This window comes from Kitasatospora sp. NPDC086009 (genome assembly GCF_044540385.1).
Taxonomy (GTDB): Bacteria; Actinomycetota; Actinomycetes; order Streptomycetales; family Streptomycetaceae; genus Kitasatospora.
Genome location: NZ_JBITSA010000033.1, coordinates 1 through 24,538 on the forward strand (window position 1 = coordinate 1; position 24,538 = coordinate 24,538).

At 73.3% G+C, this 24,538-nt stretch carries 15 protein-coding genes and 1 pseudogene; 8 read left to right on the top strand and 8 right to left on the bottom strand.

All coding sequences use genetic code 11. The features are described from left to right. Positions 1 to 329: 329 nt before the first annotated feature. The 4 genes from ACIF6L_RS37320 to ACIF6L_RS37335 all read right to left on the bottom strand — a co-directional run bounded on the left by ACIF6L_RS37320 (position 330) and on the right by ACIF6L_RS37335 (position 4,835). Complete coding sequence (locus ACIF6L_RS37320; protein WP_359805070.1) at positions 330 to 1,004, bottom strand: nucleoside/nucleotide kinase family protein; 675 nt, start codon at positions 1,002 to 1,004, stop codon at positions 330 to 332. 33 nt (positions 1,005 to 1,037) lie between these two features. Beyond that, positions 1,038 to 1,994, bottom strand: a complete 957-nt coding sequence (locus ACIF6L_RS37325) for an LD-carboxypeptidase (RefSeq protein ID WP_396491789.1) — start codon at positions 1,992 to 1,994, stop codon at positions 1,038 to 1,040. A 98-nt stretch (positions 1,995 to 2,092) separates the two neighbouring features. Next, complete coding sequence (gene trpS, locus ACIF6L_RS37330) at positions 2,093 to 3,202, bottom strand: tryptophan--tRNA ligase (protein WP_359839925.1); 1,110 nt, start codon at positions 3,200 to 3,202, stop codon at positions 2,093 to 2,095. Positions 3,203 to 3,377: 175 nt separating this feature from the next. Further along, entirely contained in the window at positions 3,378 to 4,835 is a 1,458-nt protein-coding gene (locus tag ACIF6L_RS37335) for an APC family permease (protein WP_396491792.1), read from the bottom strand. 440 nt (positions 4,836 to 5,275) lie between these two features. Here ACIF6L_RS37335 and ACIF6L_RS37340 point away from each other — a divergent pair, with 440 nt between their 5' ends. Both ACIF6L_RS37340 and ACIF6L_RS37345 read left to right on the top strand, forming a co-directional pair. Continuing rightward, positions 5,276 to 6,376 (top strand): ABC transporter substrate-binding protein, encoded by a 1,101-nt coding sequence (locus ACIF6L_RS37340; RefSeq protein WP_396491788.1) that lies wholly within the window; start codon positions 5,276 to 5,278, stop codon positions 6,374 to 6,376. Between the two features lie 355 nt (positions 6,377 to 6,731). Beyond that, complete coding sequence (locus ACIF6L_RS37345) at positions 6,732 to 7,817, top strand: hypothetical protein (protein ID WP_396491787.1); 1,086 nt, start codon at positions 6,732 to 6,734, stop codon at positions 7,815 to 7,817. An 82-nt stretch (positions 7,818 to 7,899) separates the two neighbouring features. Here the strand turns inward: ACIF6L_RS37345 and ACIF6L_RS37350 are convergent, their stop codons facing one another. After that, a complete protein-coding gene (locus ACIF6L_RS37350) occupies positions 7,900 to 8,430 on the bottom strand; it encodes an NUDIX hydrolase (RefSeq protein WP_396491786.1) in 531 nt (176 codons plus the stop codon). A gap of 189 nt (positions 8,431 to 8,619) precedes the next feature. On the opposite strand from ACIF6L_RS37350, the gene ACIF6L_RS37355 reads away from it, so the two are divergent. Next, complete coding sequence (locus ACIF6L_RS37355; RefSeq protein ID WP_396491785.1) at positions 8,620 to 9,639, top strand: ATP-grasp domain-containing protein; 1,020 nt, start codon at positions 8,620 to 8,622, stop codon at positions 9,637 to 9,639. Positions 9,640 to 9,687: 48 nt separating this feature from the next. On the opposite strand, the gene ACIF6L_RS37360 is transcribed toward ACIF6L_RS37355, so the two are convergent. Together ACIF6L_RS37360 and ACIF6L_RS37365 are read right to left on the bottom strand one after the other, a co-directional pair. Next, entirely contained in the window at positions 9,688 to 13,605 is a 3,918-nt protein-coding gene (locus tag ACIF6L_RS37360; protein ID WP_396491791.1) for an ABC transporter ATP-binding protein, read from the bottom strand. Positions 13,606 to 14,208: 603 nt separating this feature from the next. Further along, the gene (locus tag ACIF6L_RS37365; protein WP_352294963.1) at positions 14,209 to 14,865 is read right to left on the bottom strand and encodes a TetR/AcrR family transcriptional regulator; all 657 of its coding nucleotides are present in this window, start codon (positions 14,863 to 14,865) and stop codon (positions 14,209 to 14,211) included. Between the two features lie 133 nt (positions 14,866 to 14,998). On the opposite strand from ACIF6L_RS37365, the gene ACIF6L_RS37370 reads away from it, so the two are divergent. The 4 genes from ACIF6L_RS37370 to ACIF6L_RS37385 all read left to right on the top strand — a co-directional run bounded on the left by ACIF6L_RS37370 (position 14,999) and on the right by ACIF6L_RS37385 (position 21,766). Next, positions 14,999 to 16,732 (top strand): carboxyl transferase domain-containing protein, encoded by a 1,734-nt coding sequence (locus ACIF6L_RS37370; RefSeq protein WP_396491784.1) that lies wholly within the window; start codon positions 14,999 to 15,001, stop codon positions 16,730 to 16,732. Positions 16,733 to 17,025: 293 nt separating this feature from the next. Next, complete coding sequence (locus ACIF6L_RS37375) at positions 17,026 to 19,413, top strand: biotin carboxylase N-terminal domain-containing protein (RefSeq protein ID WP_396491783.1); 2,388 nt, start codon at positions 17,026 to 17,028, stop codon at positions 19,411 to 19,413. Then, positions 19,410 to 20,396 carry a hydroxymethylglutaryl-CoA lyase gene (locus tag ACIF6L_RS37380; protein ID WP_329487751.1) on the top strand — a complete coding sequence of 329 codons (987 nt, stop codon included), beginning with the start codon at positions 19,410 to 19,412 and terminating at the stop codon, positions 20,394 to 20,396. The genes ACIF6L_RS37375 and ACIF6L_RS37380 overlap by 4 nt, the downstream gene beginning before the upstream one ends. Before the next feature lie 179 nt (positions 20,397 to 20,575). Continuing rightward, entirely contained in the window at positions 20,576 to 21,766 is a 1,191-nt protein-coding gene (locus tag ACIF6L_RS37385; protein ID WP_329487752.1) for an acyl-CoA dehydrogenase family protein, read from the top strand. 422 nt (positions 21,767 to 22,188) lie between these two features. Here the strand turns inward: ACIF6L_RS37385 and ACIF6L_RS37390 are convergent. Beyond that, positions 22,189 to 22,623, bottom strand: a pseudogene (locus ACIF6L_RS37390) (universal stress protein); the annotation flags it as partial. A 998-nt stretch (positions 22,624 to 23,621) separates the two neighbouring features. Between ACIF6L_RS37390 and ACIF6L_RS37395 the strand changes: the two are divergent. After that, positions 23,622 to 24,538, top strand: a 917-nt coding sequence (locus ACIF6L_RS37395; RefSeq protein ID WP_396491782.1) for an HAD family hydrolase, incomplete at its 3' end; no start/stop codon positions are given.

The window sequence follows — 24,538 nt, forward strand, 5'->3', positions numbered from 1 at the left end:
CCAGCGGGCCCTCCGGGCGCTTCGTTCTTTCGTGTTTCCAGCTTACCAGATGTTTTCCGCTCCGTTTCCGGCGCTTCGTTCATCCAACTCGCTGGCGTCTTCCCGGGCTTGACGCCCTGTCCGACGTTTCAAACTCTAGCCGATCCCCGCCCCGAAAGGCGAATCCGGCCGCAATCCATATAAACAGGCACACCGAATAAGGCATGAGCCGTGCCTGTCGTCAAAATGACAAAGCACAACCCAGCCCGAACCGGGAAGTGATGTTTCAAGGGATTGGCCGCTCCGGGACCGTCCGCGTAGACACGTGTCCGGTGCTCCCAGCCGAGCGACTAGAGAACACTACGCCCGTCCGGAGCCTGAGGCAACCCGGTGCCGGGCACCGTCCGCGTGCAGAGCGAGCGGCCGGCCTTCACGTACTCGCCGTTCGGGTGGTCGTTGCCGGTGACCCACTGCCGGGCCGTGGCCTCGTCGCGGCCACCGGCCCGGTGGCGCTCGACCAGGCGCTCCTCGCGGAGGCTGTCGTCGGCGTCGACGTACCAGAGCTCGCGCATGAGTCGGCGGGCGTCCGGCCAGGGGTGTTCGGCGGCGGCGAGGTAGTTGCCCTCGGTGACGACGAGGCGGGCCTGCGGCAGCACGACATGGCGGGCGGCAACGGGTTCGTCGAGGCGGCGGTCGAAGTCGGGGACGTAGATGGGCTGGAACCGGTCCGCCGCGACCCGGCGCAGCAGTGCGACGTAGCCGTGCGCGTCGAAGGTGGCCGGCGCGCCCTTGCGGTGGGCCAGGCCGAGCCGGTCCAGCTGGGCGGCGGAGAGGTGGAAGCCGTCGAGCGGGAGGTAGGCGGCGCTCCCGGGTCCCTCCCGGCGCTCGACCTCGGCGACCAGGTACCGGGCCAGGGTGGACTTGCCGGCGCCGGGCGGGCCGGCAAGTCCGAGGATGGCGCGGGCATTGCTGCCCGGCCCCCGGAGGAGGCCGAGCGCGAGGGTGATGAGGGTGTCCTCGTTCATGGCCGCACCCTACTGATCCCGGCGCGGCCGGCCTCAGCGGGCGGCGAGTGCGGGTGTCTCCAGGGTGAGGGTCCCGGCGTCGGCGTCGAGCAGGGCGGGCAGGCCCAGCGGGACGGTGAGGGTGGAGGGGCAGTGGCCGAAGCCCAGCTCCCACAGGACGGGGACGCCCAGCGGCCCGAGCCGGTCGAGCATGAGCTCCCGGACCCGCTCGGGGCGGCCGCAGCCCTCCCAGGAGCCGAGGGCGATCCCCGCGACCCCCTCGAAGGCGCCGGAGCGCAGCAGCTGGGTGAAGAGGCGGTCGAGCTGGTACGGATGCTCGTTGACGTCCTCCAGGATCAGGATGCTGCCGGCGTAGGACGGCCGGCCCGCAGGCGTGCCGCGCTCGGCGGTGAGGACGTGTACGCAGCCCCCGGCGGTGATGCCGCGGGCCCGGCCGGGGACGAGGGCCGAGGCGGTGGCCGAGGTGAGGACCGTCGTGGCCGAGGGGTCGAAGAGGGTGCGCCGCAGGTGCTCGGCCGTCGGTCCGTCGGAGATGAAGGAGGCGCCGGAGCTCATCGGCCCGTACAGCGTGGCCACGCCGAGGCGCTGGGCGAAGGCCTCGTGCAGGGAGGAGACGTCGCTGAAGCCGACCAGGACCTTGGGCGAGGCGGCGCGCATCGCGTCCCAGTCGAGCAGGTCGACCATGCGGTGGACGCCGTAGCCGCCGCGGGCGCAGATGACGGCGTCGACGGTGGGGTCGAGCCAGGCGGACTGGAGGTCCGCCGCCCGGTCCGCGTCGGTGCCGGCCAGGTGGCCGAGGGTGGGGTGGGTGTCGAGGACGTGCGGGGCGACCGTGACCCGCAGCCCCCAGGAGCGCAGGATCGCGCACCCGGCGGTGAGCCGCTCGGGGTCGATCGGGCTGCTGGGGGCGACCACGACGACGTGGTCCCCCGGACGGAGCTGCGGCGGGCGGGTCAGCCCGCGGCCGGGCGTGGTCGGGTACTGGTCCATGGCCGGGATCCTTCCAGGGGTGCGGGTGGCGCTGTGGGGAGGGGTGACGCGCGCTCAGACCGGCCGGAGCCGCCCGGAGGTGGTATGCCCCGTTCGGTTCAGACCGATCCCATCACCGCCCTGACCTCGGCGAGGGTGGCGTCGGCGACGGCGTTGGCCCGTTCGGCACCGTCCCGCAGGACCTGTCGGACGTATCCGCGGTCGGCGGCGAGTTCCTCGCGGCGGGCGCGCATCGGGCCGAAGCGTTCGTTGACGGCCTCGGTCACCGTGCGCTTCAGCGCGGCGGCGCCGCCGTCACCGATCTCCTCGGCGACCAGTTCCGGTGCGCGGTCCTGGCAGAGCGCCGCGAGCAGGACCAGGCTGGAGACCTCGGGCCGGGCGGCCGGGTCATAGGTGATCCGGCGGTCGGTGTCGGTCCTGGCGCCGCGGATCAGCCGGGCGGTGGCGTCGGCGGTGGCGGAGAGCGCGACGGCGTTGCCGCGGCTCTTGCTCATCTTTGCGCCGTCGGTGCCGAGCAGCATGGGGGCGGCGGACAGCAGGGCGTCCGGGCGGGGGAAGACACCGGTGCCGTCCGGGTGCGGGTAGCGCTCGTTGAAGCGGCGGGCGACGGTGCGGGCCACTTCGAGGTGGGGCAACTGGTCCTGGCCGACCGGGACGACGTTCGCCTTGCAGAAGAGGATGTCGGCGGCCTGGTGGACGGGGTAGGTGAACATCAGCCCGTTCACCACGGACTGGCCGGAGTGGGCGATCTCGTCCTTGACGGTGGGGTTGCGGCCCAGTTCCGCCACGCTGACCAGGCTGAGGAAGGGGAGCAGGAGCTGGTTGAGGGCGGGGACGGCGCTGTGGGCGAAGATCGTGGCGCGGTCCGGGTCGAGCCCGGCGGCCAGGTAGTCGAGGACGAGGTTCTCGGTGTGCTCGGCGAGGCGGTCGGCGACGTCCCGGTCGGTGATGACCTGGTAGTCGGCGACCACGACGAACATCTCGGTGCCGAGGCGCTGGAGGCGGACCCGGTTCTGCAGGGTGCCGAAGTAGTGGCCGAGGTGGAGCGGGCCGGTGGGGCGGTCGCCTGTCAGGACACGGTGGGCGCCAGGGTCCCGGCGGATCAGCTCGTCCAGATCGGCGCCGGGCCGGTCGGCGCCGGGCCGGTCGACGGTCGGATGGTCGACGGCGGGATGGGTGGAGGTGGTGGCGGGGACGGTGGTGGTCATCGGATCTCTCCTCGGAACGGCGGTGGTGGTGGCCGTCCGGGGTTCCGGGCCCGTCCCGTCGGAGAACGCGACAGGGCCGTCCATCCGGACGGCCCTGGTCAGGCGTGACTGGTGGCCGTCCTAGGACGGCCACCAGTCGAGACCTGCGAAGCGCTTCATGCGTTCGAGGATAGCGTCAGTCCTCCACGACCAGCGCGGGCGTTCCCGCGTGCAGGGTCTCGCCGCGGAAGAACTCGGGCCGGAACGCGGCGTAGCAGGTCATCAGCACCGCCCCGAGCAGCAGGATGCCGACGCCGATGACGAACACCGAGCCGATGCCGAGGACGGCGCCGCTGCCGTACGCCGGGTCCCAGGCGTCGGTGAGGGTCTGCAGGAAGACGCCCGCGAGCAGCACCCCGCCGAGCAGGGGTGCGAGGCCGCGCAGCACGAGGTTCCGCGGGCTGGTGCGCAGCGAGGCGCGGAAGTGCCAGACGCAGGCGAAGGCGGTCAGGGCGTAGTAGAAGCAGATCATCAGCCCGAGCGCCAGGATGGTGTCCTGGACGACGTTCTCGCTGATCAGGCTCATTCCGACGTAGAACACCGCGGTGGCGGCGCCGGCGGCGACCGTCGCGTAGCCGGGGGTGCGGAAGCGCGGGTGCACGGTGCCGAAGCGCGGCGGCACGGCCCGGTAGGAGCTCATCGCGAGCAGGGTGCGGGCCACCGGGATGAAGGTGGTCTGCAGGCTGGCGGCGGCGCTGGCGACGACGGCCAGGAAGAGCAGGATGCTCCACGGCGAGCCGAGCACCGGCCGGGCCAGCGCGGAGAAGACGTTGTCGGCGGTATCCGGGTTGCCGAGGCCGGTACCGGTGGCGCCGACGCCGGCGAACATCTGGGCGGCGATCGCGACCAGCAGGTACGAGCCCACCAGGGTGACCATGGAGATCATCGCGGCCCGGCCCGGGGTCTTGGCGCTGCCGAGGGTCTCCTCGTTCATGGTGAGGCAGGTGTCCCAGCCCCAGTACATGAAGATCGAGAGTGACAGCCCGGCGGTGAACGCGCTGAACGAGCTCACCTGGAGCGGGTCGAGCCAGGAGGCGGAGAAGCCGATCGAGTGCGGCAGGTCGCCGGCGGCGGCCTTGCCGATGGCGATGACCGAGAAGAGCACCAGGACGGCCAGCTGGAGGCCGACCAGGCTGTACTGGAACCACTTGGTGGCCGTCATCCCCCGGTAGCTCATCGCGGTGGCGGCGGCGATCAGCACGACCACGGTGAGCAGGTGAACGGCCTTGTTGTCGTTCAGTTCGGCGATCCCGCCGCTGCCGGTCATCTCACCGAGCATCAGGTAGAGGAAGTCGGTCGCCACCCCGGCCAGGTTGGAGAGCACGATGATGGTCGCGACCGTCAGGCCCCAGCCCGCCATCCAGCCGACCCGGGGGCCGAAGGCCCGGACCGTCCAGCTGAAGGACGTTCCGCAGTCCGGGAAGTCCTTGTTCAGCTCCTTGTAGGCGAACGCGACGAGCAGCATCGGCAGGAAGCCGGCCAGGAACACCGCGGGCATCTGCACGCCGACGGCCGTGACCGTCGGGCCCAGCGTCGCGGTCAGGCAGTAGACCGGGGCGACCGTGGAGAGGCCCAGGACCACGCTGCCCAACAGGCCTACCGAGTTCCCCCGTAGGCCCTTGTCCCCCGCTGCCCCCGCCGCCCCCCGGTCGGGGACTCCACCACTGGCGCCACTGTCCGGGGCGCCCTGCGGAGCGGCGGGCGCCGTTGCCCGTCCGCTGCTTCCGTGCTCTGAGAGCTGCTGATCAAACACCTGCGCACCCTAGGTGGAGGCGTCGAAGGTTGTGTAGGCCAACCCTTGGTGATCTGAGCCACTCGCTTCGATTCCTTCGTCGTAAATGGAGACGGAGCGGTGGATTCATGGCAGTTGGACTCATGTACCTTGGTTTCCAAGGAGTGAGGGGGATTTGATTTATCCCTTATGTCATGGGTTGAGACGATTTCTCCCCGCATTCCGAACCCTCGATCGATCCGGTCCGAACCGTCGGATAGGTTTGCCTCACCTAACATCGATCGATCGAGAAGGAGCGTCGCGTGGCCCCCCACCCCGCCGACCGGACCCTCGTCAGCCGCACCCCGTCCCGCCGGCGGTTCCTCGCCGCCGGGCTCACCGGTGGTGCCGTCCTCGGCCTCGGCGGGCTGCTCACCGCCTGTGGCAGCTCCGGCGGAGCCGCGAGCGGGTCGTCGCAGGCCTCGTCCGGCTCCTCGCCGAACCAGAAGTCGGTCAAGCAGGGCGGCGACGACTACGCCGCCGTGATCGAGAAGATGAAGGACTTCGGCACCGACGCCGCCCCCGGCGTCTACCCGCGCACCGTCAAGCACGCCATGGGCGAGACCGTCATCCCGGCCAAGCCGGTCCGGGTCGTGGTGCTGGACACCGGCGAGCTCGACAACGTCGTCGCCCTGGGCATCCAGCCGGTCGGCGTCGTCTACACCGACGGTTCCAAGAGCATGCCGGCCTACCTCAAGGACGCGGTCGGCAGCCCGGCCGCCGTCGGCACCATCAACAGCCTCAACCTGGAGGCCATCGCCGCGCTCAAGCCCGACCTGATCCTCGGCAGCCAGCTGCGCGCGCAGGACCAGTACGCGCAGCTCTCCAAGATCGCGCCGACCGTCTTCTCGCTGCGCCCGGGCTACCCCTGGAAGCAGAACTTCAAGCTCAACGCCGCGCCGTTCGGCCTGGAGGCGCAGGCCCAGGCCCAGCTCGACGCGTACCAGGCCGCGGCCACCGCGATCGGCGCCGGGCTGGGCGGCAAGCGGCCCACCATCACGCCGCTGCGCTTCATGCCCGGCAAGACCCGGCTCTACGCGGAGCTCTCCTTCATCGGCACCATCCTCACCGACGTGCCGCTGCCGCAGCCCAAGATCGAGCAGGTCAAGGAACTCGCGGTCGAGATCAGCCCCGAGCAGATCGACAAGGCCGACGCCGACTGGATCTTCTACGGCGTGTACGGCAGCCCCAGCTCCACCAACCAGGACGCGGTACTCGGCGGCGCGCTCTGGAAGACCCTCACGGCGACCAAGTCCGGCCAGGCGCGGCCGGTTTCGGACGAGACCTGGTTCCTCGGGCTCGGCGTCCTGGCGGCCAATGCCGTGCTGGCCGACCTCAAGGGGTTCGTCGCACCGGGCACCTGAGCCCGGGCCGCACGGCGGGCGGCACAGCGGGAGCGGAGCTGACCAGGGCGGTGTCCTCGCACACACCCGCCGGTAAGGCGCTTGGAGCTGGTCCCGGGGTGCGGGAGGATCATCGGGACCGTACCCCGAAGGGCACCTGCCGATGACCACGCTCCATCAGAACGCCGCCGACCTGCCCCCGTCCGGCCCACCCACCGCCGGCGCGTCCTCCGTCGGCGCGCTCGCGGTCGGCGTGCCCGGGGGCGGTGCGTCCGGGGGCGGTGCGTCCGACGGAATCGTGTCCTGCGCATCCCACGGGTCCCACCGGGCGCCTGCCACCGAGGACATACCGGGAACCGGGGCGAGCACCGCAGCCGTGGACTCGCGCTGCACGATGGCGGCCCCGGCCGGCGACCGCGGTACCGGCGGGGCCTCCTCCGACGGGTCCGTGCCGCGGCCCCGGGGCGGTGGGACCGACGGGGAGGACGTCCGGGACTCCGGCACCGGCGCTGCTGAAGGCCCTGGTGAAGGCGCCGGTAGACGCGGTGTCGGCGGCGATGGCCCGGGTGGCGCCGAGCGTGCCGTCGACGCGAACGGACAGGCGGCCGCCCGGCTTCGTGCGGGGCTGGCCGACCGGCTGCGCACCGCCCACGGCCAGGGCCGCTCGCTCGCCGAGCTGGCCGCCGCCTGTCGTCGGCCGGTCGCCGAGGTCCGCGCGCTGCTCGCCGAAGCCCTCGGAGGCACCGAAGCGGGAACGACGGACGAGCCCCGGACCGCGTCCACCACCGGCCCGGAGGCGTTCGTACGGCTCCGGGCGCCGGAGCCGACGGAGGAACGCAGCGTCCCCGTGCTCCGAGCCGCTCAGGCGGAGCTGCGGACCGTCCTGTCCAAGCGGCCCTCCCCCTCCCGGCGGCTACGCCGGATGCACCCGGAGGCCCCCGGACCGGACCGGCCGCTGGAGGCTTCCGGCGCCGGGGCCGCCGCTCCTGCGCTCCTCCTGCCGCCGACGACCCCCGACCCGCTCGTCGGGGCGGCGGGGCCGGTGGCCGGCGCCGGTGAGGAGGCGGACGGTAACGACGGCAACGCCACCGGCGGGGGCGCTCCCGGCGGGAGCGCCGAGACGCCGCTGGGCATCCTGATCGGCGGCACCGCCCAACTCCCCGAGGCCGTCGGCCGCCCCGAAGAACGGCGGCCGGTCCGGGTGGCGGCCGAGCCCGTGCGCATCGGCCGCGGCACCAGTCTGGTGATCCTGCCGGGCTGGCGACCCGCCATCGCCGTCTCGGTGTCGACCGACCAACTGCTGTCCGCCACCGGCCTCGCCCTCGACCAGCTGGCTTCCGCGCAGCTCTCGGTGCTGATCAACCCCGGCGCGCTGCACGACCGGGAGCTCGACCTGCACGGCTGGCAGGTCGGCCCGGCCGGGCGGGCGGGCCGACCCGGCGGGCAGAAGCAGCCCTCGTAGCTGCGGGGGACGGGCCGTCGGGAGCCGCCGGGCCGGCCACCAGGGGCGCCGCCTCGTCCATGACGCCGAGGCGTCGGGCGCGTCAGACCCTCGGCGCGTTCGGGACGTAGCCGAACTCGACGGGCACCGGCTCGCGGCGGTCGGCCAGCCAGCCCTCCCGGGCCTCGGCCAGCAGCTCCGCGAGCCGAGGGGGCCAGACCGCGTCGGCGTCTCCGTCGGTGAGGTCGTCGGCCGTCCACCAGCGCCAGTCGAGGATCCGGTCGGCGGCGTGCATCGCGCTGAGGTCGCCCACCGGCTCCCGGTGCGGCCCGCTGGTCAGGTAGATGTGCTCGTGCTGGCGGACGGGTATGCCGTGCCAGGTGAAGTCGTGTTCCCAGGTGCAGAGCAACGGACCGGGTTCGAGATCGGTCCAGCCGGTCTCCTCCCAGAGCTCACGACGGGCGCCGGTCCACGGCGTCTCGTCCTTCTCGATGCCGCCGCCGGGCATGGTCCAGTGGACGCCGACCTCGCTGTTGTCCGAGCGGAGGAGAAAGACCGACCCGTTCTCGTCGAGTACCACCGTCCGGGCGGCCTGCCTCGGGGTTCGCTTCGCGCGTTGCCACAGGTTTCGCATCGGGTCACCTTCCCAGTTCGGGCCCGGCTGCGTCGAACGGATCGCGGGCGGGTCGATGGGCGGGCGGCGTCGAGCGGACTGTGGGCGGTGCGGCGTCGAGCGGACCGTGGGCCGCGGGAACGGCATCGCCCCGGCGGAGAAGGGGTGTTGGCGCCGCCGGAAACGGCCGGTGGACGTAGCCTGACGCCCATGCCCGCACCCGCGCTCCTCTTCCCGGCCGACCCGCTCAACCCGCACCGGCCCGACCCGCACTTCGCCTGGGAGGCCCGTGTCCTGCGGGGCCTGGGTGGTGAGCTGTACCTCGTCGACCACGACGCACTGCTCGCGGGGAACGCGGAGGAGGCGGTCCGTCAGGTACCGCGGGACTGCGGCCCGCTCTGGTACCGGGGTTGGATGGTTCCGTCGGCCGACTACGCGGCCTTCGCCCGGGCGCTGGCCGGGCGCGGCGCCCATCTGCTGACCAGCGCGGCCGGATATGCCTCGGCGCACGAACTGCCCGGCTGGTACGGCGTGTTCGAGGGGGCGACGCCGCCGAGCGTCTGGATTCCGGTGCGGACGGCGGCCCGGCCGGAGCCGGCGGAACTCGCCGCCGCCGTCGAGCGGCTCGGCGGGCGCGGTCCGGCGATCGTCAAGGACTACGTGAAGTCCCGGAAGCACGAGTGGCACGAGGCCTGCTACGTCCCCGACATGGCCGACCTGGCCGCCGTCGGGCGGGTGGTGGCGCGCTTTGTCGAGTTGCAGGGCGAGTACCTCACCGGCGGCGTGGTGCTGCGCCGGTACGAGGAGTTCCGACGGGCCGGGGGCGCCGGGAGCGGGCGGAACGGGAGCGGGCGGAACGGGAGCGGCGGGAACGGGGACGGCGGGAACGGGGACGGACCGGACGAACCGGGGGAAGGCGCGAGCGACGGTGCCTCCGGGGCCCGCCGGGGCGGGGACGAGCGGGCGGTGGAGGCCCGGGTCTGGTGGCTGGACGGCGAACCCGTGCTGGTCGGGCCCCATCCGGACACGCCCGGCCAGTCGGCCGAACCGGACCTCACCGACGTCCGGCCGCTGGTTCGTGCCCTCGGCTGCCGCTTCGTCACCACCGACCTCGCCAGCCGGGCCGACGGCTCCGGCTGGCGGGTGGTGGAGGTGGGTGACGGTCAGGTCAGCGACCTGCCGCGCGGGATCGACGCCTCCGCGCTGCTCACCTCGCTGATCGCGGCCTGACGCCGGTTCGGCGCGAGGGCCGGGCGGCGGACTGCGGGACCGGAAGGCTCAGCGGCCGAGGACCTGGCCCGCCGCCTCGTCGGGCACCGGGTGGTGCTTGTCGGCGATGAACGCCTGCCAGAGCCGCGTGTACACGCCTCCCCGCGCGAGCAGTTCGGTGTGCGTGCCGTCCTCGACCACCCTGCCGTGGTCCAGGACGACGACCCGGTCGGCGCGTTCCGCGGTGGTGAGGCGGTGGGCGATGACCAGCGTGGTGCGGCCGCCGCTGAGCCGGTCCGCCGCGTGGTTGACCGCCGCCTCGGTGGCCAGGTCGAGCGCGGCGGTGGCCTCGTCCAGGAGCAGGATGTCCGGGTCGACCAGTTCGGCCCGGGCCAGCGCGATCAGCTGGCGCTGCCCCGCCGAGAGGTTCCGCCCACGGCCGGTGACCTCGTGGTCGTACCCGTCGGACAGGTGGCGGATCATGTCGTGCGCACCGACCGCCCGGGCCGCCGCCTCCACCTCGGCCGCCGTGGCCGAGGGCCGGCCGTACGCGATCGCCTCGCGCACCGTGCCCGCGAACAGGTACGCCTCCTGCGGCACGACGCCGAGCCGGTGGCGGTACTGCGCGAGGTCGTACCTGGTCAGGTCGACGCCGTCCACCCGGACGGTGCCGGAGGTCGCGTCGTAGAACCGGGCGACCAGCTTGACCAGGGTCGACTTGCCGGCGCCCGTCTCACCGACCAGCGCCACCGTCTGGCCGGCGGGTATCCGGAGATCCACTCCGGTGAGCACCTCCCGGGCCCCGTCGGCGCCGCCGTTGTAGGCGAAGCCGACACCCACGAACTCGATCTCGCCGCGCAGCGCCGCCGTCACCGGCACCGGATCGGCGGCCTCGGCGGTGGTGGTCGGGGTCCGCAGCAGCTCACGCGTGCGGCCCAGGCCGACGGCGGCCTGCTGGTAGCCGTCGAACACCTGCGAGAGCTGGTTGACCGGTGCGAAGAAGAGGTCGATGTAGAGCAGGTACGCCACCAGGGCGCCGACCGTCAGCGTCCCGGCGTCGACCCGCGAGGCCCCCACGATCAGTACCAGTGCGGCGGCGACGCTGGAGAGGAACTGCACGAACGGGAAGTACAGCGAGATGTAGAGCTGCGCCCGAACCCGGGCCTCGCGGTAGGCCATCCCCCGGGCGACGAAGCGGTCGGTGTTGGCGTCCAGCCGACGGAAGGCCTGGACGATCCGCATGCCCGCGACGTTCTCCTGGAGGTCGGCGTTGACCGTGCTGATCAGGTCGCGGGAGATCTCGTACTGCGTCTTGGACTTCTTGCGGAACACCAGCGTCGCCACCACCAGCAGCGGCAGCACGGCGAAGACCACCAGGGCCAGGCCCGCGTCGATGATCAGCAGGGCGGCGAAGATGCCGAGGAAGGTCAGCAGGCTGACCACCGCCGTGACCACCCCGGTCTGCAGGAAGGAGGTCAGCGAGTCCAGGTCGGTGGTCATCCGGGTCATGATCCGGCCGGACAGCTCGCGCTCGTAGTAGTCCAGGCCGAGCCGGTTGAGGTGCGCGAAGATCTTGAGCCGGAGGGTGTAGAGCACCCGCTCGCCGGTGCGGCCGCTGACCCGGCTCTCGGCGCTCTGCACCAGCCAGTCCAACAGCACGATCACCAGCGCCACCAGCGAGGCGGCGGCGACGCCCGACATCAGGCCCTTGCTCACGCCGTCGTCGATGCCGTGCCGGATCAGGATCGGCAGCACCAGCCCGGCGCCCGCGTCCAGGGTGACCAGGAGCAGCGCGAGGGCGAGCGGGCGGCGGAACGGGCGCAGCAGGCGGCGGAGGCTGAAGTCCGGGTCGCCGGCCTCGGCCTCGGCCCGGGCGACCGCCGGGGTGTCGGTGGCCGGCGGGAGGGCAGCGACCTTGTCGAGGAGGGCGGGGTCCGCGGTGCGGGCCGCCTTGGCCAGCGCGGGCGTCGCCAGGGCGGGCGTCGGCGGGGCGACGGCGGGCGGCTGTGCGGGGGCGCCCGTCCGGGGCTCGGACTCGGTCTCGGCCTCGGTGTCGGTCTCGGTGTCGGTCTCGGTGTCGGTCTCGGCGGTGACGGCCCCGGTGGCGGTGGCGGTGGCGGTCTCGGCGGTGACGGCCCCGGTGGTGGTGGCGGTGGCAGTGGCGGTCGGGGGCTTGGTCCGGCCGGCCTCGGGGTCGGAGATCAGGACGCGGTACTGGGGACATCGGGCGTCGAGTTCCTCGTGCGTACCGATGTCCAGCAGGCGACCGTGGTCCAGGACCGCGATCCGGTCGGCCAGCTGGAGGGTTGACCGGCGGTGCGCGATCAGCAGTGTGGTGCGGCCGGCCATCACCGACCGCAGGGCGTCGTGGATCTCCGCCTCGATCTGCGGGTCGACCGCCGAGGTGGCGTCGTCGAGCAGCAGGATCCGCGGGTCGGTGAGGATCGCCCGGGCCAGGGCTATGCGCTGGCGCTGGCCGCCGGAGAGGGTCAGGCCCTGCTCACCGACCTTGGTCGCGTACCCGTCGGGCAGCTCCCGGACGAACTCGTCCGCCTGCGCGGCCCGGGCGGCCGCCACGACCTGCTCGTTGGTGGCGTCCGGCCGCCCGTACGCGATGTTGGTGCGGACCGTCTCGGAGAACAGGAAGCTCTCCTCGGGAACGATGCCGACGGCCGACCGCACCGAGTCGAGGGTGAGGTCGCGCAGGTCGTGGCCGTAGAGCCGGACCGCGCCGCCCGCCGGGTCGTAGAACCGGGGAACCAGCTGCGCCACCGTCGACTTGCCCGAGCCGGACGCGCCGACCAGGGCCAGCGTCTCGCCGGGGGCGAGCTTCAGGGTGAGCCCGTGCAGGACGGGGGCGGGGTGCTCGGGGTCGTAGCGGAACTCGACCTGGTCGAACTCCAGCGCCACCTCGGCGGTCCGGGGGCCGACGGGCCGCCCGAAGCGGTCGTCGGCGGCGGCCGGCGTCGGTCCGGCGCCGTCGTGGGCCGGGTGGAGGCCGTCGGCGCGGGTGAAGTCGAGGGTGACGGCGTCCGGGCGCTCCTGCACCAGCGGCCGCTCGTCGATCAGCTGCAGCACCCGCTCCACACCGGCCCGGGCCTGCTGGCCGACGGTGATGACCATGGTCAGCATCCGGACCGGACCGGTCATCTGCGCGACGTAGGTGGAGAAGGCGACGAAGGTGCCGAGGGTGACCTGGCCCTCGACCGCCAGCCAGCCGCCGAAGGCCAGCACCGCGACCTGGGCGAGCGCCGGGATCGCCTGCATCGCCGGGTTGTAGCGGCTGTTGAGCCGGATCGACCGGAGCCGGGCCGCGAACAGGTTGTGCGAGGCCGCCGCCAGCTTGTCCAGCTCCTGGGACTCCTGGCCGAAGCCCTTGACCACCCGGACGCCGCCGACCGACTCGTCGACCACACCCGCGACGGCGGCCGCCTCCTGCTGGGCCGCCCAGGTGGCGGGGAACAGCCGCTTGCGGCTCAGGACCGAGACCCACCACAGCGCCGGGCCCATGACCAGCGCGATCAGGGTGAGCGGCGGCGACAGCCAGAGCATCACGGCCAGCGACATGACGAACATCAGCAGGTAGCCGGTCATCATCGGCAGCATCGAGAGCAGGCCGTTGATCAGCTGGAGGTCGGAGGTGGCCCGGCCGACCACCTGGCCGGTGTCGAGGCGGTCCTGCCGGTGGCCGTCGAGCCGGCCGAGCGAACGGAAGAGGTCGCTGCGCAGGTCGTGCTGGACGTCGAGGGCGAGCTGGCCCCCGTAGTAGCGGCGGACCTGGGTGCAGGCGAACACCAGGGCGGCCGCCGCCAGCAGCACCACGGCCCACGGCGCCAGCGAGCGGGTGTGCGCGGTGATGACGTCGTCGATGATCAACTTGGTGACCAGCGGCACCAGCGCCGTGACGGCCATCCCGACGATCGAGGCGCCGAAGGCGAGCAGCACGCTGCGCCGCGAGCGCCAGCAGTAGCCGATCAGCCGGCGCAGCCAGCCCGTACCGGTCCCGCCGTCGGCCGAACCCTCGCCCGGGCTCCCGCCGCCGTCGGCCGGGGGCCCGGCGCCGTCCGGCCGGGCACCGCCCGCGGCCTGCCCGCCGTGCTTGCCGCCGGGCAGACCGGTTCCGCCCCGCCGCCCCTTCGTGCCTCGCGGGCCGGTCCGGGTGCCGCTCGGGGAAAGCTCCACCGTAGATCCATGAGTCTCAGGCATATTTAGGGATGCTAACCATTTCGTCCGGTGGCCGCCATGGACTTTCAGGCCAGGGCAGGCCGGGTGAACCGGCCCGGCTGAGGAACCAACAGCCTGCGGCCTGCGGTGATTCCCGGCCGGGGCGCGCGCCTCGGCCGTCACCCTCCAGGGTGAACGAGATCGCGCCGAACGCCCACCGGCCACCGACGCAGCCCGGCGCTGTCCTTTGGGCCTAGGCCGGACGCCCGACCCCGGTCGTCCGGCGGGTGGTCAGCCGGACCCGGCCCCGGCCCCGTCGAGCGCTTGCCGTCGACCGCTCGCCGTCGGACCGTTCGGTGCGACGGCGCACGACCGGGCGGCCCTCCCGGCCGCCCCCGGCCGGCCCGGCCGCCCGCGCCGCTCGCTTCAGCTGCGCGCGGCCGTGCCGGCGGCTGCCGAGAAGGCGCCGTGCGCCAGGCTGTGCAGCAGGGCGGCCATGCTGTCGCGCTGGAGGGCGACGCGGTCCTCCTGCGCGCCGCGGTCCTCCTGGGCGGGACTCGGGCCGAGGCTGTGCGGAGTCGAGTTGATCAGCCCGAAGACGGCGTGCACCGCGGCCCGCGCCACCGGCTCGGCATCGGGCACGGCCAGCGACGGATGGGCCCGGCGGACCACGTCCACCCACAGTTCGACGTAGCCGCGCTGGAGCCGGCGGACCGTCCGGCGGTCCTCGTCCTTAAGGTTCAGCAGCTCGCGGTCGTGCAGGGTGATCAGGTCGCGGTCGTCCAGCGCGAAGTCGACATGCCCCCTGATCAGGGCGTCCAGCGCTTCGGCGCCGCCGTCGCCGCCACCCGCCCGGCGGCGGCCCTCCTCCAGGAGGCGCTCACTGATGCCGATCAGGAGATCGGCGAGCATCGCGTCCTTGCCGGCGAAGTGCCGGTAGAGCCCCGGCCCGCTGATGCCGACGGCTTTGCCGATCTCGTCGACACCCACGCCCAGGAAGCCCCGGGCGGCGAACAGCCGCGCGGCCTCCCTGCGGATCTGGTCACGGCGTGGGAGCGCGGAGGCGCCTGGGACGTTCGGCATGCTGCCCATCGTAGACAGTCGGGTTATCGCCCGTTAACCTGGGCGGCACGAGTTAACGCTCATTAACGTGGGGGTCGCAGGCGCACCCGGGCTCTGCTGCCCACCTGGTGCCGAGAGCAAGGGAGCTCTTGGAATGGTCATCTCCACCGCCGGTGCACCCACCGGCGTTCACGGCGGCGCAGCGGCCGGAACCACGGCGGGCGGCGCGACGAACGGCGCGGCCGCCGGAGCCGTTCCACCGGGCGCCGCCGCGCCCGCCCCCCGGCTCGGCACCGCCGCCGACCCGGGCTCGGAGGCCTACCGGGCCAACACCGAGGCCCATCGTGCGCTGGTCGGCGAGCTGCGCGAGAAGCTCGCCGCGGCCGCACTCGGCGGCGGGGCCAAGGCCCGGGCGCGCCACACCGCCCGCGGCAAACTGCTCCCCCGCGACCGGGTGGACACGCTGCTCGACCCGGCCTCGCCGTTCCTCGAACTGGCGCCGCTGGCGGCCGACGGGATGTACGACGGAGCCGCTCCGGCGGCCGGCGTGATCGCGGGCATCGGCCGGGTCGCCGGGCGCGAGGTGGTCGTCGTCGCCAACGACGCCACCGTCAAGGGCGGCACCTACTACCCGATGACGGTGAAGAAGCACCTGCGCGCCCAGGAGGTCGCGCTGGAGAACCGGCTCCCCTGCGTCTACCTGGTGGACTCCGGCGGCGCCTTCCTGCCGATGCAGGACGAAGTCTTCCCGGACCGCGACCACTTCGGCCGGATCTTCTACAACCAGGCCCGCCTCTCCGCCGCCGGGATCCCGCAGATCGCCGCCGTGCTCGGCTCCTGCACGGCGGGCGGCGCGTACGTGCCGGCGATGAGCGATCAGGCCGTCATCGTCCGCAACCAGGGCACCATCTTCCTCGGCGGACCGCCGCTGGTGAAGGCTGCCACCGGCGAGGTGGTGACCGCCGAGGAGCTCGGCGGCGGCGACCTCCACTCCCGCACCTCCGGCGTGACGGACCACCTGGCCGAGGACGACGCCCACGCCCTCTCCATCGTGCGCACCATCGTCGCCGGGCTGGGCCCGCGTGCGGCCAGGCCGTGGCCGCTGGCCCCGGCCGAGCCGCCCACCGTCGACCCGGCGGGTCTGTACGGAGCCGTCCCGGTCGACCCCCGGACGCCGTACGACGTCCGCGAGGTGATCGCGCGGCTGGTCGACGGCAGCCGGTTCGCCGAGTTCAAGGCCGAGTACGGCGCGACCCTGGTGACGGGGTTCGCCCGGATCCACGGCCACCCCGTCGGCATCGTCGCCAACAACGGTGTGCTCTTCGCGGAGTCCGCCCTCAAGGGTGCCCACTTCATCGAGTTGTGCGACCAGCGGGGCATCCCCCTCCTCTTCCTCCAGAACATCACCGGTTTCATGGTCGGGCGGCAGTACGAGGCGGGCGGCATCGCCAAGCACGGCGCCAAGATGGTGAACGCCGTCGCCTCCACCCGCGTCCCGAAGCTGACGGTGGTGATCGGCGGCTCGTACGGGGCCGGCAACTACTCGATGTGCGGCCGGGCCTACTCGCCCCGCTTCCTGTGGATGTGGCCGGGCGCGAAGATCTCCGTGATGGGCGGCGAGCAGGCCGCCTCGGTGCTGGCCACCGTCCGGCGAGACCAGCTCGAAGCCCACGGCGAGTCCTGGCCCACCGAGGCGGAGGAGGAGTTCAAGCGCCCCGTCCGGGAGCAGTACGACCGCCAGGGGAACGCCTACTACGCCACCGCACGGCTCTGGGACGACGGAGTGATCGACCCGATGGACACCCGCACCGTCCTCGGACTCGCCCTCACCGCCTGCGCCAATGCCCCGCTCCCGCCGCCCGGCCCGTACGGCGTCTTCCGGATGTGACGGCCGCCCGGGCAGGGCCGCGCGTCACCACGGAGCCTCCTCCGGACGAGCGGCCCTCCCGGGCCCGGCACACCCGCCAGACTCGAGCCGCCGGACCGCTCGACCCGCTCGTCGGCCTGTTCGTCGGCCCGCTCGTCGGCCCGCGTGCCGCACCGGGCGTGCCGACCCGGGCCGGGCCCGGCCCGACGGCGGCCCGACGGCGGCCCGCCCGGCCGCGCACGACGCGTCGCTGCTGCTGCCGCCTCCCACCACCTCCTTCGCACGGCTCCCCTCGACCCGGAGGATCGCCTCCCATGTTCGACACAGTTCTGGTCGCCAACCGTGGCGAGATCGCCGTCCGGGTGATCCGCACCCTGCGGCGGCTCGGCGTGCGCTCCGTCGCCGTCTTCAGCGACGCGGACGCCGACGCACCGCACGTCCGCGAGGCCGATGTCGCGGTACGGCTCGGACCGGCCGACCGCAGTGACAGCTCGGCCACCGAGACGTACCTGCGGACCGACCAGATCCTCGCCGCGGCCCGCCGCACCGGTGCCCAGGCCGTTCACCCCGGCTACGGCTTCCTCGCCGAGAACTCCTCCTTCGCGCGCGCCTGCGCCGACGCGGACCTGGTCTTCATCGGTCCTCCTCCCGCTGCGGTCGAGCTGATGGGTGACAAGATCAACGCCAAGGAGGCCGTACGGGCCGCCGGCGTACCGGTGGTCCCGGGCAGCGAGGCCACCGCGCCCACCGACGGGGAACTCGTCGCGGCCGCCGACGAGATCGGCTTCCCCGTGCTGCTCAAGCCGTCCGCCGGGGGCGGCGGCAAGGGCATGCGCCTGGTGCGGGACCGGGCCGAGCTGCCGACCGAGATCGCCGCCGCCCGGCGGGTCGCCCGCACCGCCTTCGGCGACGACACCCTGCTGCTGGAGCGGTGGGTCGACCGGCCGCGCCACATCGAGGTCCAGGTGCTCGCCGACGCCCACGGCACCACCGTCCACCTCGGCGAGCGCGAGTGCAGCCTGCAGCGCCGCCACCAGAAGTTGATCGAAGAAGCACCCTCCGTTCTGCTCAATGCCGAGACCCGCGCCGCGATGGGCGCAGCCGCCGTCCGCGCCGCGGAGTCCTGCGGCTACACCGGGGCCGGCACCGTGGAGTTCATCGTCCCCGGCCTCGACCCGGACTCCCCCGTCCCCACCGAGGGGGTACGGGACTTCTTCTTCATGGAGATGAACACCCGCCTCCAGGTCGAACACCCCGTCACCGAACTCGCCGTGGCCGTCGGCGGCACCACCGACGGCTCCGCCGGGACGGGCGGCACCCAGCAGCGGCGACTGGACCTGGTCGAGTGGCAGCTGCGGATCGCCTCGGGCGAGCGCCTCACCTTCACCCAGCCGGACATCTCCTTCCTGGGCCACGCCATCGAGGCCCGGATCTGTGCGGAGGACCCGGAGCGGGACTTCCTCCCCACCGGTGGACGCATCCTCGTCCTCGACGAGCCGCAGGGCGAAGGCATCAGGGTGGACTCGGGTGTCGCCCCGGGCACCGAGATCACCAGCTCCTACGACCCCATGCTCGCCAAGGTCATCGCGTACGGGCCCGACCGCCCGACCGCGCTTCGCCGGCTCCGCGCCGCGCTGGCCGACACCCGGATCCTGGGCGTGACCACCAACACGGGCTTCCTGCGGCGACTGCTCGCCCACCCCGATGTCGTCGCCGGCCGCCTCGACACCGGGCTGGTGGAGCAGACGGCGCAGCAGCAGCCCGCACTGCTCGCCTCGCCCTACGCTCCTGCCAACGCGGCCTCCACCGCTCCGACCGCCGACACCGGCACCGCCGACGCAGACCCCTGCCACTCCGACGAAGCCGCCGGGGGCACCGACCTCCGGCCCACCGAGGCTCCGACGCCCGCCCACCTCCTCTACTACGCGGCCGCGCTCGCGCGGCACCTGAGCCTCACTCCCACCGCCGACGGCGACGGCTGGACCGACCCCTTCTCCCTTCCCTCCGGCTGGCGCATCGGCGGCCAAGCGGCCTGGACCACCCATCGACTCCGTACCCCCGGCCAGGACCCGGTGTCGGTGAGCATCCGTCCGATCACTGTCGGCAACGTAGCCGAGGTCACTGACATTCCCCCGGGCGTCACCCGTGAGGTGGACATCCGGCTCGGCTCCGGACCGGTCCACCGGGCCCGGGCCGTCCGGTCGGGCGACCGGCTGCACCTCACCGCCGACGGGCTCCAGACGACGTTCGCCCTGGCCGCCGACGGCGCCCCCGGCACGGCCACCGGCCCGGTGACCTGGCTCGGGATCGACGGCGACGCCTGGCCGGTGCACGGCTACGACCCGGTCGGCGAGAGCACCACCGCCGGCGCGGCCCACCACGGCGCCCTCACCGCCCCGATGCCCGGCACGGTCACCGTCGTGAAGACCACGGCCGGCGAGCTGGTCCGCAAGGGCCAACCGCTGCTTGTCCTGGAGGCCATGAAGATGGAACACGTGATCGCCGCCCCGCACGACGGCACCGTGAGCGAGCTGCGGGCCACCGCGGGAGCCACGGTGGCGATGGAGGAGCTGCTGGTCGTGGTCACCCCGGCCGAGGACGGACCGGGCGGGGAGGAACCGGGGAAGGGCGGACCGGCCTCCGCCGGATCGCCCGCGGACGGCCCGGCGCTCGGTGCGGTCGCCGCCGAGGTGCGGTCATGACCGCCGCCGCGCCCGAGCCCGACGCGCTCGACCTGGGCCTGCCCGCCGAGGTCCGCGACGCGGGCCTGCCCGAGGAGGTCCGGATCCACGAGGTCGGGCCGCGCGACGGCCTGCAGAACGAGAGCGCCCTCGTCCCCGTGGAGGTCAAGGCCGAGTTCATCGCCCGGCTCGCCGGCGCGGGCCTGCGCACGGTGGAGGCCACCAGCTTCGTCCACCCGAAGTGGGTGCCCCAGCTCGCCGACGCCGAGGAACTGGCACCCCGGCTGGCCGGGTTGCCCGCCCGCCACCCCGGGCTGCGGCTGCCGGTCCTGGTGCCCAACGAGCGCGGGCTGGACCGCGCGCTCGCCCACCACGCCACCGACATCGCGGTGTTCGCCAGCGCCACCGAGACCTTCGCCCGCCGCAACCTCAACCGCTCGGCGGACGAGGCGATGGCGATGTTCCGCCCGGTGGTGGAACGCGCCACCGGCGCCGGCGTGCGCGTGCGCGGCTACCTCTCGATGTGCTTCGGCGACCCGTGGGAGGGCCCGGTCCCGGCCGAGCAGGTGATCCGCTTCGGTGTGCGGCTGCTGGAGATGGGCTGCACCGAACTGAGCCTCGGCGACACCATCGGCGTCGCCACCCCGGGCCAGGTCACCGCGCTGCTGGACGGCTTCGGCCGGGCCGGAGTCCCGGTCGACAGGCTCGCGGTGCACTTCCACGACACCTACGGCCAGGCGCTCAGCAACACCCTGGCCGCCCTGCGCGGTGGCGTGACCACGGTCGACGCCTCGGCCGGCGGCCTGGGCGGCTGCCCGTACGCCAAGAGCGCCACCGGCAACCTGGCCACCGAGGACCTGGTCTGGATGCTGCACGGCCTCGGCATCCGGACCGGCGTCGACCTCCGCGCCCTCGTCTCCACCAGTGGCTGGATGGCGCGGCAACTCGGCCGGCCGAGCCCGTCGCGCACCGTCCAGGCGCTGCTCGGCGACGGCCGGGACTGACCGCCCCGCACGCTTCGAGACTCCCCGAGGACCCGCGTCGGCCGCGACCCGGTCCGGCCGGATTTCTCCGTACCACCCGACCCGCTCGACAGCCCGCATGTCCGTCACATCATCGGACCGACATGCGGTCATCCCGATCACGCCCGCGGCCACCCCGGCCGGGCCCCAGGAGGATCACCATGCTCGATCACCGGCTGAACAGCGAGTACGAGGAGCTGCGGCGCACCGTCGCCGAGTTCGCCCAGGACGTGGTCGCGCCGAAGATCGGCGAGTTCTACGAGCAGGGCGAGTTCCCCTACGAGATCGTCCGTGAGATGGGGCGGATGGGCCTCTTCGGCCTGCCGTTCTCCGAGGAGTACGGGGGCATGGGCGGCGACTACTTCGCGCTCTGCCTGGTCCTGGAGGAGCTCGCCCGGGTCGACTCCTCGGTGGCGATCACCCTGGAGGCCGCGGTCTCGCTCGGCGCGATGCCGATCTACCGCTTCGGGACGGAGGAGCAGAAGCGCGAGTGGCTGCCGCGGCTGACCTCCGGCGAGCTGCTCGGGGCGTTCGGCCTGACCGAGCCCGAGGGCGGCTCCGACGCCGGCGCGACCCGCACCACGGCGCGCTACGACGAGGCCACCGACGAGTGGGTCATCAACGGCACCAAGTGCTTCATCACCAACTCCGGTACCGAGATCACCGGCCTGGTCACCGTCACCGCGCTCACCGAACCGATCGCTCGTTCGAGTGAAGAGGGCGAATTCCCCTCGCCACGGCGGGAAATCTCTTCCATCATCGTGCCCACCGGAACCCCGGGGTTCCAGGTGTCCAAGAAGTACTCGAAGGTCGGGTGGAACGCATCCGACACCCGCGAATTGTCCTTTACCGACTGCCGCGTTCCCGCGGCCAACCTGCTGGGCGAGCGCGGCCGCGGCTACGCCCAGTTCCTGCGGATCCTCGACGAGGGCCGCATCGCGATCGCAGCCCTGGCCACCGGCCTGGCCCAGGGGTGCGTCGACCAGTCAGTCCTCTACGCCGGCCAGCGCCGGGCCTTCGGCCGTCCTATCGGCGCCAACCAGGCCATCCAGTTCAAGCTCGCCGACATGGAGATGCGCGCCCACACCTCCCGCCTGGCCTGGCGGGACGCCGCATCCCGGCTGCTGCACGGCGAACCGTTCAAGAAGGAGGCCGCGATCGCCAAGCTGTACTCGTCCGAGGCCGCCGTCGACAACGCCCGTGAGGCGACCCAGATCCACGGCGGGTACGGCTTCATGAACGAATTCCCGGTCGCGCGCTTCTGGCGTGACTCCAAGATCCTGGAGATCGGGGAGGGCACTTCGGAGGTGCAGCGCATGCTCATCGCCCGTGAGCTCGGCGTCACCTCCTGAGGCACCCGCACCAGCTCCGGGGCGCCGCCGGCGCCCTCGGCGGGGGGGGGGGGGGGGGGGGGGGGGGGGGGGGGGGGGGGGGGGGGCGGCGGGGGGGGGGGGGGGGGGGGGGGGGGGGGGGGGGGGGGGGGGGGGGGGGGGGTCTCGGGGGGGGTTTGGGGGGGGGCCGGGGGGGGGGCCCCGGGCCGGCCCCCCCCCGGGGGGGGGGGCCCCCGCCCCCGCCCCCCCCCCCCCCCCGCCGCCCCGCCGCCGAGAGACAGGAGAGACAGCGGGGCCCCGGGCAGACCGCCCTGTCCTTCACGGCAGTCGTCAGAGATCCATGAACATCCGGACCACCGGAGAGGAGGCACCCGAGGCACCGGACGAAAGCACAGCGGGCGGACGCGTCGACGACGACAGGCCCCCTCATAGCAGATGAACCGTCAGGGAATCACAATCACCGGACGGTTGGCGCGACGGGCCAGCCGACCGGAGACCGATCCGAAGATCTTGCCGAGCAGGCCGTGCGTGCTGCCGACGACGATCGCGTCCGCGGCGTACTCGCGGCCGACCTCCTCGATCTCATGGCAGATGTCGCCGCCCCGCTCGACCAGGATCCAGGGCACCCCGGCGAGGAAGTCCGCGCAGGCGAGCTCCAGACCGAGCACCTCGGTCCGGTGATCGGGAAGGTCGACGAAGACGGGAGGTTCGCAGCCCGCCCACACCGTGGCCGGCAGGCGATTGGCCACGTGCACGATCACCAGCCCGCACTTCGAGCGACGAGCCATGCCTACCGCATAGGCCAGGGCACGCTCGCTCGACAGCGAGCCGTCGAATCCCACCACCACGCCGTGCTGGAAGGCGGGGTCGCACGAGCCGCCGGGCTTCTGCTGCACCGCGGGTTCGCCGGCGGCGCTCGGCAGGCCGGAGCCTCCCGGGTGGTCGGCACCCGGCCCCAGGCGGCCCGTCATCGCGGACTCCGCCGGGTCGGGCCGGTGGTCGCCTCGCTGCTGGCGGGAGCCGGAGCGGCCCCGGCGCGCGATAGTGCGAAGCAGGCGGGAGAATCCCCGGATATCCACGGCGTCCGCGCCCACATCAGGGTCCGCGCCAACTCCGGTCTGTGCACAACCACTGTCTCCCCCGGGCACTGCGCCCGCGCTGCGGACCGCATCCGGTTCAACCGGTCGGGAGGACTCAAAACCAGCCATGGCTCAAGGCTCTTCGAGGAAGATGGGCCGACAAGAGAGGACAACGCTGCCCAGGCAGCAGGCCTGCACGCGGGAAGACGTCGGTCTGCGCCGAGCACCACCGTTTGTGACCTGTTCCTTTCAGAGTACGACGGGCAGGAGACTCAGCCCAGCGGCAAAGCCTCGGAACGGCTTTGTTACCGCGAATGGAGGATGCGCCCGCCGCCGGCGATGCGCCCCCTGCCAGCGCGCGGTCGCGCCCCCTCCGGCAAAGGAGGGTCTCTGGAGCTTGACTGAGCGAACGGAGCGATGCAACAGGCCACCGGGACACCGTGACCGGACTGTCATTGATCGACAACGATCCGTCGCCGCCCGACACCGGCAACCGGCGTCGCAGGACGTCTCAACGAGGCCGCCACGGCCCACAGCCCGTGCGCCGTGCCGCGCAGCGTTCCACCGTCGGGCCGCTCCCGGTGGGCCCCACGCCGACCGGTCCGCCGCCGAACCGCTGTGGCTGCCCCCGCCTCCCCCGGATCGTCTCCCCCACCCCGAGCAGCCGCCCCGCACTCCAACCCCGGCCCCATCCCTGCCACGCCTGCCGCTATCCGTTCCAGCCAATTCGCACGGGTTCGCGACGCTGCTTGGCATTTGCCACGTGCATACCCACAGCCGCTGGCACCATGCACGACATGCCGCTGCTCCTGTTCGACCTCGACAACACACTGCTCCCCAGGGACGCCGCCTTCCGAGCCTGGGCCCGGGACTTCCTGACCGAGCGAGGCCTTCCGCCGGAGGACCTCGACTGGCTGGTCACCATCGACGGCGGGGGGTACGTGCCGCGCAGCACCGTACTGTCCGCGATCCAGCGCCGCTACGGCCTGGACGATTCTCTCGACTTCCTGCTCGCCCACTTCCGACGCGGCATCAACTCCCACATCCACTGCCCCTCCCGCAACATCGACGCGCTGCGGGCGGCGCGTGCGGCCGGGTGGACGCTCGGCATCGTCAGTAACGGCAACACCCGGCCGCAGTTGGAGAAGATCCGCCGGACCGGGCTGGGACCGATGGTCGACGGCTGGGTCATCTCGGAGGAGGCGGAGTGCGTCAAGCCTGACCCGTTGATCTTCGAGATCGCCGCGCAGCGGTGCGGCATCGCGCCCACCGGCGACTGGGCCTCGAACACCTGGATGGTCGGGGACCACGCCCCCGCCGACATCGCCGGCGCGGAGCTTACCGGGCTGCGCAGCGTCTGGCTGCACCACGGCCGCCCCTGGGCCGAGCCGGGCTACCGGCCGACACTCAAGGCGGCCGGTCTACCGGAGGCCGTCGGGCAGGTACTCGCCGCACGCAGCGCGCCGGGCGCCAGGCCCGGCATCCGGGCCGCCGGACCGGGCCACCGGCGGGCAGTGGGCACGGCCGCGATGGTAGGCAGCCGGCAGCTCCGGGGGCCCGCCGACGGGGCGGCGCCCGCAGCAGCGCCGTCCGGCGCGCGAACCGGCGCGCAGGCCCCGCACCGGCGGGCAGTGGGCACGGCCGCGATGGTAGGCAGCCGGCAGCTCCGGGGGCCCGCCGACGGGGCGGCGCCCGCAGCAGCGCCGTCCGGCGC

Excerpts from the sequence above, each read along its gene's own strand:
- trpS (WP_359839925.1), bottom strand. The coding sequence starts at position 3,202 with ATGACCACCACCGTCCCCGCCACCACCTCCACCCATCCCGCCGTCGAC.
- ACIF6L_RS37385 (WP_329487752.1), top strand. The coding sequence starts at position 20,576 with ATGCTCGATCACCGGCTGAACAGCGAGTACGAGGAGCTGCGGCGCACC.
- ACIF6L_RS37355 (WP_396491785.1), top strand. The coding sequence starts at position 8,620 with ATGCCCGCACCCGCGCTCCTCTTCCCGGCCGACCCGCTCAACCCGCAC.
- ACIF6L_RS37320 (WP_359805070.1), bottom strand. The coding sequence starts at position 1,004 with ATGAACGAGGACACCCTCATCACCCTCGCGCTCGGCCTCCTCCGGGGG.
- ACIF6L_RS37380 (WP_329487751.1), top strand. The coding sequence starts at position 19,410 with ATGACCGCCGCCGCGCCCGAGCCCGACGCGCTCGACCTGGGCCTGCCC.
- ACIF6L_RS37350 (WP_396491786.1), bottom strand. The coding sequence starts at position 8,430 with ATGCGAAACCTGTGGCAACGCGCGAAGCGAACCCCGAGGCAGGCCGCC.
- ACIF6L_RS37375 (WP_396491783.1), top strand. The coding sequence starts at position 17,026 with ATGTTCGACACAGTTCTGGTCGCCAACCGTGGCGAGATCGCCGTCCGG.
- ACIF6L_RS37325 (WP_396491789.1), bottom strand. The coding sequence starts at position 1,994 with ATGGACCAGTACCCGACCACGCCCGGCCGCGGGCTGACCCGCCCGCCG.
- ACIF6L_RS37370 (WP_396491784.1), top strand. The coding sequence starts at position 14,999 with ATGGTCATCTCCACCGCCGGTGCACCCACCGGCGTTCACGGCGGCGCA.
- ACIF6L_RS37365 (WP_352294963.1), bottom strand. The coding sequence starts at position 14,865 with ATGCCGAACGTCCCAGGCGCCTCCGCGCTCCCACGCCGTGACCAGATC.